This is a genomic window from Kitasatospora sp. NPDC001132, assembly GCF_053598415.1.
Genome location: NZ_JBSFKF010000034.1, coordinates 84,010 through 97,862 on the forward strand (window position 1 = coordinate 84,010; position 13,853 = coordinate 97,862).

Annotated in this window: 12 protein-coding genes, 3 tRNA genes and 1 pseudogene; 3 read left to right on the forward strand and 13 right to left on the reverse strand. The window is 73.0% G+C overall.

The window, feature by feature from the left end:
- Positions 1 to 118: 118 nt before the first annotated feature.
- Positions 119 to 191 (reverse strand) — tRNA-Trp (locus ACWDBE_RS32355).
- Between the two features lie 283 nt (positions 192 to 474).
- Between ACWDBE_RS32355 and ACWDBE_RS32360 the strand changes: the two genes are divergently transcribed.
- On the forward strand, positions 475 to 1,722 hold the full coding sequence (locus ACWDBE_RS32360; protein WP_449809705.1) for a pyridoxal phosphate-dependent aminotransferase: 1,248 nt from the start codon (positions 475 to 477) through the stop codon (positions 1,720 to 1,722).
- 126 nt (positions 1,723 to 1,848) lie between these two features.
- Entirely contained in the window at positions 1,849 to 2,913 is a 1,065-nt protein-coding gene (locus tag ACWDBE_RS32365; RefSeq protein WP_392867456.1) for an adenosine deaminase, read from the forward strand.
- A gap of 29 nt (positions 2,914 to 2,942) precedes the next feature.
- Here the strand turns inward: ACWDBE_RS32365 and ACWDBE_RS32370 are convergent, their stop codons facing one another.
- From ACWDBE_RS32370 to ACWDBE_RS32405, 8 genes are all read right to left on the reverse strand, one after another.
- Entirely contained in the window at positions 2,943 to 3,995 is a 1,053-nt protein-coding gene (locus ACWDBE_RS32370; RefSeq protein WP_449809712.1) for a UDP-N-acetylmuramate dehydrogenase, read from the reverse strand.
- A gap of 70 nt (positions 3,996 to 4,065) precedes the next feature.
- Positions 4,066 to 5,505: an MFS transporter gene (locus ACWDBE_RS32375; RefSeq protein WP_449809706.1), complete on the reverse strand. Its 1,440-nt coding sequence runs from the start codon at positions 5,503 to 5,505 to the stop codon at positions 4,066 to 4,068.
- Positions 5,506 to 5,598: 93 nt separating this feature from the next.
- Positions 5,599 to 6,162, reverse strand: a complete 564-nt coding sequence (locus tag ACWDBE_RS32380) for a TetR/AcrR family transcriptional regulator (protein WP_449809707.1) — start codon at positions 6,160 to 6,162, stop codon at positions 5,599 to 5,601.
- Positions 6,163 to 6,268: 106 nt separating this feature from the next.
- Positions 6,269 to 6,691: a MaoC family dehydratase gene (locus ACWDBE_RS32385; protein ID WP_449809708.1), complete on the reverse strand. Its 423-nt coding sequence runs from the start codon at positions 6,689 to 6,691 to the stop codon at positions 6,269 to 6,271.
- Between the two features lie 5 nt (positions 6,692 to 6,696).
- Positions 6,697 to 7,155, reverse strand: a complete 459-nt coding sequence (locus ACWDBE_RS32390) for an FAS1-like dehydratase domain-containing protein (protein ID WP_392867466.1) — start codon at positions 7,153 to 7,155, stop codon at positions 6,697 to 6,699.
- Positions 7,156 to 7,271: 116 nt separating this feature from the next.
- Complete coding sequence (gene rpmG, locus ACWDBE_RS32395) at positions 7,272 to 7,436, reverse strand: 50S ribosomal protein L33 (RefSeq protein ID WP_006604855.1); 165 nt, start codon at positions 7,434 to 7,436, stop codon at positions 7,272 to 7,274.
- 83 nt (positions 7,437 to 7,519) lie between these two features.
- Positions 7,520 to 7,592, reverse strand: a tRNA-Met gene (locus ACWDBE_RS32400).
- Positions 7,593 to 7,635: 43 nt separating this feature from the next.
- Positions 7,636 to 7,708 (reverse strand) — tRNA-Thr (locus tag ACWDBE_RS32405).
- A gap of 278 nt (positions 7,709 to 7,986) precedes the next feature.
- Between ACWDBE_RS32405 and ACWDBE_RS32410 the strand changes: the two genes are divergently transcribed.
- Positions 7,987 to 9,255: a hydrolase gene (locus tag ACWDBE_RS32410; protein ID WP_449809709.1), complete on the forward strand. Its 1,269-nt coding sequence runs from the start codon at positions 7,987 to 7,989 to the stop codon at positions 9,253 to 9,255.
- Between the two features lie 248 nt (positions 9,256 to 9,503).
- Here ACWDBE_RS32410 and ACWDBE_RS32415 read toward each other — a convergent pair whose 3' ends face one another.
- The 4 genes and pseudogenes from ACWDBE_RS32415 to ACWDBE_RS32430 form a co-directional block, all read right to left on the reverse strand.
- Positions 9,504 to 10,178, reverse strand: coding sequence for a response regulator (locus ACWDBE_RS32415; protein ID WP_392914359.1), 675 nt, complete (start codon positions 10,176 to 10,178; stop codon positions 9,504 to 9,506).
- Entirely contained in the window at positions 10,175 to 12,727 is a 2,553-nt protein-coding gene (locus ACWDBE_RS32420) for an ATP-binding protein (RefSeq protein ID WP_449809710.1), read from the reverse strand. Before ACWDBE_RS32420 ends, ACWDBE_RS32415 begins: the two co-directional genes overlap by 4 nt.
- Positions 12,728 to 12,848: 121 nt before the next feature.
- Positions 12,849 to 13,484, reverse strand: coding sequence for a potassium-transporting ATPase subunit KdpC (kdpC, locus tag ACWDBE_RS32425; RefSeq protein WP_449788140.1), 636 nt, complete (start codon positions 13,482 to 13,484; stop codon positions 12,849 to 12,851).
- A 21-nt stretch (positions 13,485 to 13,505) separates the two neighbouring features.
- Positions 13,506 to 13,853 (reverse strand): annotated as a pseudogene (locus ACWDBE_RS32430) (potassium-transporting ATPase subunit B); the annotation flags it as partial.

Here is a 13,853-nt window from a genome sequence, read left to right on the forward strand (position 1 = left end):
ACTTCGCCGCGCACCCGGTTTGGGCACGACCAGTCGGCTAGCGGTGCTGATCGGTGCCATCTCCGCATCAAGCCCGCTCACTCCTGTGGAGCGAACGGGCTGAAAACGGATCTAGCAGCAGGGCAAGAGGGACTCGAACCCCCAACCGCCGGTTTTGGAGACCGGTGCTCTACCAATTGAGCTATTGCCCTACGGTGCCTCGCGGCTCCGGTGGCGACCAACCTACCGCATCTCCCCCCGCTGTCTGCACAGGCGGTGAAAGCTCCGGTTCTTTTCGGCGGGCCGTCGAGCAGCGAGTGTACGTGGTCGAGGGGCGTTTGGTCGAACGTCTTCTTCCGGAGCCGCCCGTCCGGCGTCGGACGTCCGGTCCGGGGGACCCCTTTCGACGGACCTCCGGGGCCGCCATCCGGACGGGAGCGTACGGATCGCGATACCCCGATGCCCGGTAGGTCCCGGTTCTGCGACGATGCAGGCATGAGCGCTTCCACCCCGCAGCCCGACCAGTCCATCCGCCCCGCCGACCGCCGGGTCTCCGCCCGGATCGGTGCGATCGCCGAGTCCGCGACCCTCGCCGTGGACGCGAAGGCCAAGGCCCTCAAGGCCGCCGGCCGTCCGGTCATCGGCTTCGGCGCCGGCGAGCCCGACTTCCCCACCCCGGACTACATCGTCGAGGCGGCCGTCGAGGCCTGCCGCGACCCGAAGAACCACCGCTACACCCCGGCGGGTGGCCTGCCCGAGCTGAAGGCCGCGATCGCCGCCAAGACGCTGCGCGACTCCGGCTACCAGGTGGACGCCTCGCAGGTGCTGGTCACCAACGGCGGCAAGCAGGCCATCTACGAGGCCTTCGCCGCGATCCTCGACCCGGGCGACGAGGTCATCGTCCCGGCCCCGTACTGGACCACCTACCCGGAGTCGATCCAGCTGGCCGGCGGCGTCCCGGTGGAGGTGGTGGCCGACGAGACCACCGGCTACAAGGTCTCGGTCGAGCAGCTGGAGGCCGCCCGCACCGAGAACACCAAGGTGGTGCTGTTCGTCTCGCCGTCCAACCCGACCGGCGCGGTGTACACCGAGGCCGAGGCCGAGGCGATCGGCCGCTGGGCGCTGGAGCACGGCCTGTGGGTGCTCACCGACGAGATCTACGAGCACCTGGTCTACGGCGACGCGAAGTTCACCTCGCTGCCCGCCCTGCTGCCCGAGCTGGCCGACAAGTGCATCGTGGTCAACGGCGTGGCCAAGACCTACGCGATGACCGGCTGGCGGGTGGGCTGGGTGATCGGCCCCAAGGACGTCATCAAGGCCGCGACCAACCTGCAGTCGCACGCCACCTCGAACGTCTCCAACGTCGCCCAGCGCGCCGCGATCGCCGCCGTCGCCGGCGACCTGTCCGCGGTGCACGAGATGCGCACCGCCTTCGACCGCCGCCGCAGGACGATCGTGCGGATGCTCAACGAGATCGAGGGCGTCCTGTGCCCCGAGCCCGAGGGCGCCTTCTACGCCTACCCGTCGGTCAAGGGTCTGCTGGGCAAGGAGATCCGCGGCCGGCGTCCGCAGAGCTCCGCCGAGCTGGCGAGCCTGATCCTGGACGAGGTCGAGGTCGCCGCCGTCCCGGGCGAGGCCTTCGGCACCCCCGGCTACCTGCGGTTCTCGTACGCGCTCGGCGACGAGGACCTGGTCGAGGGCATCAGCCGGATCCAGAAGCTGCTCGGCGAGGCCCGCGACTGACGTCGCTCCGGTACTGACGTCAATCCGACATACGGGATTCACCCGGCACACCGCCTCCTTTCACCCCTCCGGGGGATTGGAAGGAGGCGGTTCCCGTCCGGGGGTCGCATACGGCAGTATCGGCGAATGGAACGCCTGTTGAACCCGCGAGACGTCAGGGGCCTGCCGAAGGCCCACCTGCACCTGCACTTCACCGGATCGATGCGGCCCGCCACCCTCCTGGAGCTGGCCGAGAAGCACGGCGTCCGGCTGCCGGAGGCGCTCAGCTCCGGCGAACCGCCCCGACTGCGGGCCACCGACGAACGGGGCTGGTTCCGCTTCCAGCGGCTGTACGACACCGCCCGCTCGGTGCTGCGGGACGAGCAGGACATCCGCCGGCTGGTCCTGGAAACCGCCGAGGACGAGCGGCGGGACGGCTCCCGCTGGCTGGAGATCCAGGTCGACCCGACCTCGTACGCGCCCCGGCTGGGCGGACTGATCCCCGCCCTGGAACTGATCCTGGACGCGGTGGAGCACGCCGCCGCGGCGACCGGCGTGGGCATCCGGGTCCTGGTCGCGGCCAACCGGATGAAGTCCCCGATGGACGCCCGGACGCTGGCCCGGCTGGCCGTCCGCTACGCCGACCACGGGGTGGTCGGCTTCGGCCTCTCCAACGACGAGCGCCGGGGCATGGCCAGGGACTTCGACCGGGCCTTCGCGATCGCCCGCAACGGCGGACTGCTGGCGGCCCCGCACGGCGGCGAGCTGTCCGGCCCGGAGTCCGTCCGGGACTGCCTGGACGACCTGGGCGCCGGCCGGATCGGCCACGGCGTGCGGGCCGCCGAGGACCCCCGGCTGATGGAGCGGCTGGCGGACCGGCAGGTCACCTGCGAGGTCTGCCCGTCCTCCAACGTCTCGCTCGGCGTCTACGAGCGCCCCGAGGAGGTCCCGCTGCGCCGGCTCTTCGACGCCGGGGTCCCGCTCGCCCTGGGCGCCGACGACCCGCTGCTGTTCGGCAGCCGGCTGGCCGCCCAGTACGAGCTGGTCCGGGACGTGCTGGGCTTCTCCGACGCCGAGCTCGCCGAGCTGGCGCGGCAGTCGGTGCGCGGCTCGGTCGCGCCGGAGGCCGTCCGCAGGGAGCTGCTGGCGGACATCGACGCCTGGCTGGTGGGCGACCGTGCCCCCGCCGAGCCGGCCGCCGTGCCCGCCTAGCGCCCGTTCGGCGCACCCCCGGCGCCCGCTCAGAGCGTGACGCCCACCATCACCGGCTCGTTCACCAGCTCCACCCCGAAGGCTTCGCGGACGCCGTCCCGGATCTCCCGGGCCAGTGCCAGCAGGTCCTCGGCGGTGGCCGAGCCGCGGTTGGTGAGCGCCAGGGTGTGCTTGGTGGAGAGCGTCGCCGGGCCGCTGCCGTAGCCCTTGCCGAAGCCCGCCCGGTCGATCAGCCAGGCCGCCGAGGTCTTGGTGCAGCCCTCCGGGGCCGGGTAGGCGGGGGCGTCCTCGGCGCCCGGGCGGGTGCGGAAGGACTCGTACTGGGCGGCCGTGAGCACCGGGTTGGTGAAGAAGGAGCCGGCCGACCAGGTGTCGTGGTCCGCCGGGTCCAGCACCATGCCCTTGCCGGCGCGCAGCAGCAGCACCGCCTTCCAGGCCGTGTCGACCGCCACCCGGTCGCCCTGCTCGACGCCCAGGTGCCTGGCGGTCTCGGCGTAGCGGACGGGGGTGGAGAGCCCGTCGGCGTCCTCCAGGCGGAACCGCACCCGCAGCACCACGTAGCGGTCCGGCTCGGCCTTGAAGCGGCTGTGCCGGTAGGAGAACGCGCACTCGGCGTTCGGGAGCACGACCACCTCGTCGGCGGTGCGGTCGTACGCGACCACCTCGGTGATCGCCTGCGCGACCTCCTGGCCGTACGCGCCCACGTTCTGCACCGGGGTGGCGCCGGCCGAGCCGGGGATGCCGGCCAGGAACTCGATGCCCGCCAGGTGGTGGTCCAGCACGGTCCGGCGGACCACCTCGGACCAGGTCTCGCCGGCCGCGACCTCCAGCGCGGTGCCGTCCAGGGCGAAGCCCTCGGTGGCGATCCGCAGCGCGGTGCCGGAGAAGCCGGCGTCGCCGATCACCAGGTTGGAGCCGCCGCCGAGGACCAGCAGCGGCTCGCCGGCCGCGTCGGCCTCGCGGACGGCCGCGATCACCTCGTCGTCGGTGTGGGCGGTCACCAGGCGGCGGGCCGGGCCGCCGAGCCGGAGCGTGGTCAGCGGGGCGAGGGGGGCGTCGTTTTCTACCAGCACGCCCACCAGCGTACGGGGGCGCCGGGAGGCCGCTTCCCGGGGAAGGCCCTTCCCGGGAAGCGGCCTCCCGGCGCCGCTGTCAGGCCTTGACCATCTCGGGCGCCGGCTGTTCCACCGCGGCCGCGGCCGGCGCCATGCCCCGCCGGGGGATGAGCACCGCGGCGAGCGCGCCGAGCCCGACGGCGGCCCCGCCGACGTACAGCGCGGGCACCAGCCCGTCCGTGAAGGCCCGGGCCGACTGGTAGCCGCCCTGTGCCGAGAACACCGCGGCGAGCACGGCGACCCCGAGCGCCCCGCCGACCTCGCGCAGCGCGTTGTTGGCGCCGGAGGCGATCCCCTGCTCCTGCGGCCGGACGCCGACCATCACCAGCTGGGCGGTCGGGCCGAAGTACAGCGACATGCCGACCCCGCAGATCACGATGGCCGGGATCAGGGCGAGGTAGTCGAGGCCGGTGCTCCCGTCCGCGACCAGCCCGAACAGCACCAGGCCCACCGCCTGCAGCGCCAGCCCGGCGACCACGATCGGGCGGCCGCCGATCCGGTCGGAGACGATGCCCGCGACCGGCGAGACCAGCAGCGGCATCGCCGTCCACGGCAGCATCCGGATGCCCGCCTCCTGGGGGCTGAAGCCGCCGACCCCCTGGAGGTACTGGCTGATCAGGAAGATCGAGCCGAACATCCCCAGGTACATCAGCAGGCTCGCCGCGTTGACGGCGGAGAAGGTCCGGCTGCGGAACAGCCGCATCGGCAGCATCGGGTGGGCGGCCACCCGCAGCTCGTACCAGACGAAGGCGGTCAGCAGCAGGGCGCCGCCGATCAGGGCGCCGAGGACCGGCGGGCTGGTCCAGCCGTCCGGGTTGCCGCGGATCAGGCCGAGGACGACCCCGAACATCCCCAGGCTGACCAGCAGGGTTCCTGGCACGTCCAGGGCCCGGCCCGCGCCCCGGCTCTCGCCGAGCCGCAGGAAGGCCAGCGGCAGCAGGACGAGGCCCACCGGGACGTTCACCCAGAAGATCCACTGCCAGGAGAAGTGCTCGGTCAGCGCGCCGCCGATCAGCGGCCCGGCCGCGACGGCGAGGCCGCTGACGCCCGACCAGACGCCGAAGGCCAGCCCCCGCCTGGCCGGGGGCACCGCGGTGGTGAGCAGGGTGAGGGTGAGCGGCATCATCACCGCGGCCCCGGCCCCCTGGACGGCGCGGGCGGCGATCAGCTCGCCGATGCCGGGGGACAGCGCGGCCGCGGCGGAGCCGGCGGTGAAGACCGCCAGGCCGACCAGGAAGATCCGGCGGCGGCCGAAGCGGTCGCCGAGGGCGGCGCCGAACATCAGCAGCACGGCGAAGCTCAGGGTGTAGGCGCTGACCGTCCATTCGAGCTCGGACAGCCCGCCGCCGAGCTCCTCGCGGATCGACGGCAGGGCGGTGGTGACCACCAGGTTGTCCAGGGCGGCCATGAAGCCGGCCGCACTGACGATCACCAGGGTCCAGATCGCGGCTCTGCCCATGGCCGGTTTCTCCGTCATGACATCCCCCGGGTTCCTCTAGGTAGTTATTGCTCAATAACTTTCATGGGCCGAAAAAAGGCCGCCCGGACGCACCGCGCGGCCGCCCGGACGCTACTCCGGGTCCTTGCACTCGTCGAAGCCGGTCCAGATCCGGTGGTCCTGCGGATAGCCCAGCGCCACCAGGGTGTTGATCAGCATCCCGTGCGCGAAGAACCGCGTGGCGTCCTTCATGTCCCCGCCGATCCGCATCCTGACCCGCTCGAACAGGCTCTCCCAGAGCCGCCGGGCGGTCTCCCCGATCTCCTCCTCGCCGGCCGAGCGGGCCGCGAAGACCGAGACGTAGATCTGCATCTGCATCATGAGCTGGTCGCTGTCCTCGACCAGGCCCATGAACGCGCCGGACATCGCGTCGGCGGCCTCCGCGCCGGTCAGCCCGGCCGAGGCCTCGTCGAACACCCGCCAGGTCTCCTCGACGCAGCGTTCGGCGGCCGCGGCGAAGATCGCCTGCTTGCCCGGGAACAGCCGGAACAGGTACGGCTGCGAGACGCCCACCCGGCGGGCGATCGCCTCGGTGGAGGTGCCGTGGTAACCGCCCCGGGCGAACTCGATCAGGGCGGCGCGGACGACGCTCTCGCGCCGCTCCTCCGCACTCATCCGGACGCTCGACTTCGCCATGGAACACAAGTTAGTGGCCGATCACTAGCCAGGCAAGACCCGCGGCCGCGGCCGGAGCTCCCGGTGCGGGCACTCCGGCCGCGGGCCGCCGGCGCGCGGAAGCGGCTCAGCCGAGCCGGACGACGGCCCGGGACATACCGAGCACCTTCTGGCCGCCCGCGGTGGCCAGCAGGTCGACCTGCACCCTGCGGTCGTCCAGCTTCTTGGCGACCTTGGCCGAGACCTCGACCACCGCGCCGACCCCGTCGTTCGGCACCGGCACCGGCCGGGTGAAGCGCACGCCGTACTCGACCACCGCGGCCGGGTCGCCGACCCAGTCGGTGACCACCCGGATCGCCTCGGCCATGGTGAACATGCCGTGCGCGATGACGTCCGGCAGGCCGACCTCCAGGGCGAACTTCTCGTTCCAGTGGATCGGGTTGAAGTCGCCCGAGGCGCCCGCGTAGCGCACCAGTGTGTCGCGGGTCACCGGGAAGGACTGCGCCGGCAGCTCGGTGCCGACCTCGACCTCGTCGTAGCTGATCGCCATCGCGCTCACTCCCCCGCCTCGTCGGCGGCCCGGGCCACCAGGGTCATGACCGACGTCACAACGTGCTCGCCGGTCGCGTCCGTCACCTCGCCGCGCACGGTGAGCACGTCGTTGCCCGCCAGCGACTTGATGTTGTCGATGGTCACCGCGACCGACAGCCGGTCACCGGCCCGCACCGGGCGGGTGTAGACGAACTTCTGGTCGCCGTGCACCACCCGGCTGAAGTCCAGACCCAGCTCCGGGTCCTCGATCACCTGGGCGGCCGCCCGGTAGGTGACCACGAAGGGAAAGGTCGGCGGGGCGATGACGTCGGAGTGACCCAGCGCCTTCGCCGCCTCCGGGTCGGCGTACGCCGGGTTGGCGTCCCCGATCGCGGTCGCGAACTCACGGATCTTCTCCCGGCCGACCTCGTACGGCTCGGTGGGCGGGTAACTACGCCCGATGAAGGAGGGGTCGAGCGCCATGGCAGCTCCTCGGAACGCGGATGGATACGAAAAAACTCCGGGCCGCACCCCCAGTGAGGGATGCGGCCCGGAGTAGAAGACCTGAATTCACACAGGCCCGGCGCCCTACGGGAGGGTCAGCGGGTCTCGCGGTGCGCGGTGTGCGAGTTGCAGCGGGGGCAGTGCTTCTTCATCTCAAGACGGTCCGGGTCGTTACGCCGGTTCTTCTTGGTGATGTAGTTCCGCTCCTTGCACTCCACGCAGGCCAGCGTGATCTTCGGGCGGACGTCGGTGGCAGCCACGGGAGTGCCTTCCTTGGACAACGAATAAGAACACAACAAGAGTAGCCGACCGGGAGTGCGATCTCCCGACCGACTACGCGGGGTAGCGGTGACCGGACTTGAACCGGTGACACAGCGATTATGAGCCGCTTGCTCTACCAACTGAGCTACACCGCCACAGTGATCCACAGCACAGCCGGAGCTGACTGCTTCTCACCCGAGCCCCCATGCGGAATCGAACCGCAGACCTTCTCCTTACCATGGAGACGCTCTACCGACTGAGCTATAGGGGCGAACGAGGAAGAGATTACACGTTTCGCGGCCGGAGGTGAAATCCGTATCCCGCGGCGAAGACCGCAGGTGGGCGACGGGTACGGACGGACGATCCAAGGGCGGGCGTTCGATCGGCCCGCGAGCCCCACGGCCCGACCCGATACGACTATTGCCCGCCTCCCGGCGACCCGCCTCCCGGGCCCATAGGCTCGTCGCTCATTGATCGGGAGGACTGGCCGGCGGTACGGGCCAGCCGTACGGGGCCGACCGCACGGGCCGGCCCGAGAAGGAGCCGGCGATGGACAGCGCAGCCGCCGACGGGCCGCAGCCCTGGCCCGGCCCGGCGGCCAACCCGCTCGGGCACGGCCCGGTCCTGCTGCTCACCGGCGCCCGACTCGCCGACGGGCGGGTGGTGGACGTCCGGATCAGCGGCGACCGCATCCAGGCGGTCGGCACCGTCGGCAGCCTCGGCCCGCTGCCCGCCCTGCCCGGCGCCCCCACCGTCACCACCGGCGCCCGGATCGACCTGCGCGGCTACCTGCTGCTCCCGGCCCCCGCCGAGGCGCACGCCCACTACGACGCCGCCTTCTCCGCCGCCCTGCCCACCCCGCCGCCGGACACCCCGACCGACCTCACCCGGCGGATCACCGAGGCCGCGCTGACCTCCCTCGGCTACGGCGCCACCGCCCAGCGCACCCACGTCCGGATCGGCGACGTGCACGGACTGCGCCGGCTGGAGGCCGTGCTCACCGCCCGGCAGGCGCTGAGCGGGCTGGCCGAGCTCCAGGCGGTGGCGATGCCCCGGCTGCTCACCGGACGGGCCGGCGCGGACGGCCGGGCGCAGCTGCGCGAGGCGCTCAAGCTGGGCGCCACGGCGGCCGGCGGCTGCCCGGAGCTGGACCCGGACCCCTCCGGCTACGTGCAGCTGCTACTGGAGGCGGCCCGCGAGGCCGACTGCTCGGTGGACCTGCACGCCAGCGCCGCCGACGCCGCCCAACTCGCCCGGATGGCAGGGGCGTTGGCCCCGCTGCGGCCACGGGTGACGCTCGGCCCGTGCGGGGCGCTGGCTCGCGGCGCGTCGACGGTGCTGGCGACCAGCGGGGTGCGGGTGGTCTGCCTGCCGCAGAACGGCTGCTGCACCGGGCTGGAGGGTCGGCCGGCGGGACTGCGACCGGGCCTGGTAAGGGAGTTGGCGGCGGCTCGGGTGCCGTTGGCGGCGGGCAGCGGGGCGCTGCGCGACCCGTCCAACCCGGTCGGCCGGGCGGATCCGCTGGAGTCGGCCTATCTACTGGCGGCCGGTGGGGAGTTGGACCCGGAGGCGGCGTACGACGCGGTGGCGAACCAGGCCCGGGCGGCGCTCGGACTGGCGCCGGTCCGGGTGGACGCCGGGTTCCCGGCGGAGCTGCTGGCGGTGCGCGGGGACAGCCTGGCCGGGGCGCTCGCGGGCGGACACAGCCGGCTGGTGGTGCACAGCGGCCGGGTGGTCAGCCGGACCAGCGCGGTCCGGGAGTTCGCGGACACGGTGGCGCTGGCGCTGCCCCGCCAGTGCGGGGGCGGGGAGGGCTGAGCGGGGCGGACCGGCCCCGACGGCAGATGGGGGCGCGCGACGGGTGTCGCGCGCCCCTCCCCCACCTGCCGGCCGTCCATGGGACGGCTGTCGAAGCGGCCCCAGGCCTCCCCCACACGGAGCAGGGCCGCTCGTTCGACACCGACACTACGCCCACGGAGCACCATCCCCGAGCGGCCTTGACGCCGTCCTGTCGTCCACCGGGGCGCTCTTGACGGGCCGTTGACGCAGGCCGCGGCGTCGGCCCGTCACGGCACGTAGCGGTACCCGATCCCCGGCTCGGTGACCAGGTGCCGCGGCCGGGCCGGGTCGCGCTCCAACTTGCGGCGCAGCCCGGCGAAGTAGACCCGCAGGTAGTTGCCGCGCCCCTCCTGGGCCGGGCCCCACACCTCGCGCAGGATCTGCCGGCCGGGCACCAGCCGGCCGGGGTTGGCGAGCAGCAGGGCCAGGATGCGCCACTCGGTCGGGGTGAGCCGGACCGGGCCGTTCGGGCCGTTCACCGCGGTGGCCGCGAGGTCCACGGTGTGGTCGCCGATCACCGGTCGGCTCAGCGGCACGCCGCCCAGCGGCCGGCGCAGCACGGCGCGCAGCCGGGCCAGCAGCTCGTCCATCAGGAACGGCTTGGTGAGGTAGTCGTCGGCGCCCGCGTCCAGGGCGCCCACCTTGTCGGCCGCGTCGGTGCGGCCGGAGAGCACGATGATCGGCACCGCGCTGTGGGTGCGCAGGCCGCGCAGCACGTCCATCCCGTCGAGGTCGGGCAGGCCGAGGTCGAGCAGGACGGCGTCCGGGGCGCTGTGCGCGGCACGGTCGAGCGCCTCGCCGCCGGTGGCCGCGGTGCGGACGGCGTACTGCCGGGCGCTGAGGTTGATCCGCAGGGTACGCAGGAGGGCCGGCTCGTCGTCGACGACCAGGATCTCGCTCACGTGTCCGCCTCGCTTCGCTCGATGGTGGGGTCGGCGGCGGGCAGGGTGAGCAGCATGGTGGTGCCGCCGCCCGGGGTGTCCTCGACCTCCAGGCTGCCGCCCATCGCCTCGGCGAGGCCGCGGGAGAGGGCGAGTCCGAGGCCGACGCCGGTGGTGTTGTCGGTGTCGCCGAGGCGCTGGAAGGGCAGGAAGACCCGGTCACGGTCCTCGGGGGCGATGCCGGGGCCGCGGTCGATCACCCGGATCTCGACCTGGGCGGCGTGGTGGCTGCCGGTGACCAGGACGGGCGCGCCGGGGGCGTTGTACCGCAGCGCGTTGGTGATCACGTTGGCGAGCACCCGCTCCAGCAGCGGCGGGTCGGCGAGCACCGGCGGGGTCGTGTCCAGGTCCAGCGGCTGGATCGGCGCGTACGGGTCGGGGAGGCTGTCGAGCGCCCGGGGCAGGATCTCGTCCAGGTGGGTCTCGGTGAGGTGCAGGGTGAGCGCGCCGGCCTGCAGGCGGCTCATGTCGAGCAGGTTGTCGACCAGCCGGGTGAGCTTGACCAGCGACTCGTCGGCGGTGGCGAGGAGTTCGGCCTGGTCCTCGGGCGAGAACTCGACGTCGGGGCTGCGCAGCGAGCCGACCGAGGCCCGGGCGGCGGCCAGCGGGGTGCGCAGGTCGTGGCTGACGGCGGCGAGCAGGGCGGTGCGCATCCGGTCGGCGGCCTTGATCGGCTCGACCTCGGCGGCGGCCACCGCCAGCCGGTCGCGTTCCAGCGCGGCGCCGACGTGGGCGGCGAAGGCGGTCAGCACCCGCTGGTCGGCGGCCGGCAGCCGGCGGCCGGTGAGCACCAGGAGGGCGTCCCGGCCGACCGGGACCTCGGTGGTCTCGTGCGGCCCGTCGCCGTCGCCCGGGTGGTCCCCCTCGCTGTGCGCGAGCACCTCGCCGTCGGCCCGGGAGAGCAGCACGACGGTCCGCATCCCGAAGGCCGTCCGGGACTTCTCCAGCAGGGCGGGCAGCGCGTCGGCGCCGCGCAGCACGCTGCCGGCCAGGGTGGAGAGGGTCTCGGCCTCGGCGGTGGCGCGGGCGGCCCGGCTGGTGAGCCGGCCGGCGTGGTCGACCACGGTGGAGACGGTGAGCGCGATGGCGGCGAAGACCACCAGGGCGACGATGTTGTTGGTCTCGCCGATCGTCAGGCTGTGGATCGGCGGGATGAAGTAGTAGTTGAGCAGCACCGAGGCGACGAACGAGGCCAGCAGGGCCGACACCGCGCCGCCGAGCAGGGCGACGATGACCACGCCGAGCTGGAAGATCAGCGCGTCGGTGGTCAGGTTGATGCTGTGGTGCGCCTGCGAGAGCAGGGCGGTGAGCAGCCAGGGCACCGCCAGGCCGGCCAGGTAGCCGGCGACGGTGCGGCGACGGGAGTGGCGGCGGCCGAGCGAGGGCAGCCGGCCGCGGCCGGTGAACGCGTGGGTGACCATGTGGACGTCGATGTCCTCGGAGTCGTCCACGGTGGTCTGCCCGGTGCCGGGGCCGGTGAGGAAGCGGTTGATCCGGCCGCGGCGGCTGGTGCCGAGCACCAGCTGGGTGGCGTCGTGGGCGCGGGCGAAGGCGAGCAGCGCGGTGGGGACGTCGTCGCCGACCACCACGTGGTAGCTGCCGCCGAGGGTCTCCACCAGCTGCCGCTGCTGGGCGAGCGCGCCGGAGGAGGCGCCGGCCAGGCCGTCGCTGCGGGAGACGTGGACGGCCAGCAGGTCGCCGCCGGCCGTGCGGTCGGCGATCCGGGCGGCGCGGCGGATCAGGGTCTCGCCCTCGGGGCCGCCGGTGAGGGCGACCACGACCCGCTCGCGGGCCTCCCAGACCCGGTCGATGTTGTGGCTGGCCCGGTAGTCGCGCAGGCCCTCGTCCACCCGCCCGGCCACCCAGAGCAGGGCGAGTTCGCGCAGGGCGGTGAGGTTGCCGACCCGGAAGTAGTTGGAGAGCGCGGCGTCCACCTTCTCCGCCCTGTAGACGTTGCCGTGGGCCATCCGGCGACGCAGCGCCTGGGGGGCCATGTCGACGAGTTCGATCTGGTCGGCCCGGCGGACCACCTCGTCCGGGACGGTCTCGCGCTGCGGGATGCCGGTGATCTTCCGGACGACGTCGTTCAGCGACTCCAGGTGCTGGATGTTGACGGTGGTGACGACGTCGATCCCGGCGGCGAGCAGTTCCTCGACGTCCTGCCAGCGCTTGGCGTGCCGGCCGCCGGGGACGTTGGTGTGCGCCAGCTCGTCCACGAGCACGACGGACGGGCGGCGGGCGAGCACGCCGTCGAGGTCCATCTCCTCGAACTCGGCGTCCCGGTAGGAGCGTCGGGCACGCGGCAGGACCTCCAGGTCGGCCAGCATGGCCTCGGTGTGCCGTCTGCCGTGGCACTCGACGTACCCGACCACGACGTCGGCCCCGCGCTGCTGTCTGCGCCGGGCCTCGTCCAGCATGCGGTAGGTCTTGCCTACCCCCGGCGCGGAGCCGAGGTACACCCTCAGTCGGCCGCCGCGGATGCCGGTGCCGGGGGTGAGGTCGCGGGCCATGGGCACTGCTCTTTCCATCGGGAGGTGGTGCACGTCTGCGGACGCGGGTCGGCCGGCCCGGGCCCGGGAGGCGTGCTCCCGTGCCCGGGCCGGCCCGGTCACCCGTATGTGTGAGGTGGTGTCACTTCTGCTCGCTGAGCGCCTTGTTGAGCAGCACGACGTTGACGCCCTCGTTGCCGAGGAAGCCGAGCGAACGGCTCTCGGTGTACTCGTCGACCAGCTTGGCCACCGTCTCCACCGGCAGGCCGCGGTTCTTCGCGACCCGGTCGACCTGCTCCTCGGCGTACGCGGCGGAGATGTGCGGGTCGAGGCCGGAGCCGGAGGCGGTCAGCGCGTCGGCCGGGACGCTCGCCGGGTCGACGCCGTCGAAGGAGGCGACGGCGGCGCGGCGGTCGTTGACGGCCTTCAGCAGGTCCTCGCTGTTCGGGCCGAGGTTGCCGGCGCCGGAGGAGGAGGCGTCGTAGCCGGTCCCGGCCGCGGAGGGGCGGGGCTGGAACCACTTCGGGTCCGGCTGGGCCTCCTCGTTCGGGTCGTCGGGGTTCTTCTTCGGGAGGTTGAAGCTCTGGCCGATCAGGCTGGAGCCGATCTCCTTGCCGTCGGTCTTCACCGGCGAGCCGTTCGCCTTGTCGGTGAAGGCGACCTGGGAGATCCCGGTGATCAGCAGCGGGTAGGCGATCCCGAGGATCACGGTCAGCACCAGCAGCGCGCGCAGCGCGGTGAAGTGGGTGCGGAGGGTCGTCGGCAGGGGCTTGGACATGGTTTTCTCTCCTTCCCCGCGTCAGTTGAGGCCGGGGATGAACTGGACGATCAGGTCGATCAGTTTGATGCCGACGAACGGCACCACGAGGCCGCCGAAGCCGTAGACCCCGATGTTGCGGCGCAGCAGCGAGCTGGCGTCGGACGGGCGGTAGCGCACGCCGCGCAGGGCGAGCGGGATCAGGCCGATGATGACCAGGGCGTTGAAGACGATGGCCGAGGTGATCGCGGACTGGGGGCTGTGCAGGCCCATGATGTTGAGGTGGCTCAGGCCCGGGTAGACCCCGGCGAACATCGCGGGGATGATCGCGAAGTACTTGGCCACGTCGTTGGCGATCGAGAAGGTGGTCAGCGCGCCGCGGGTGATCAG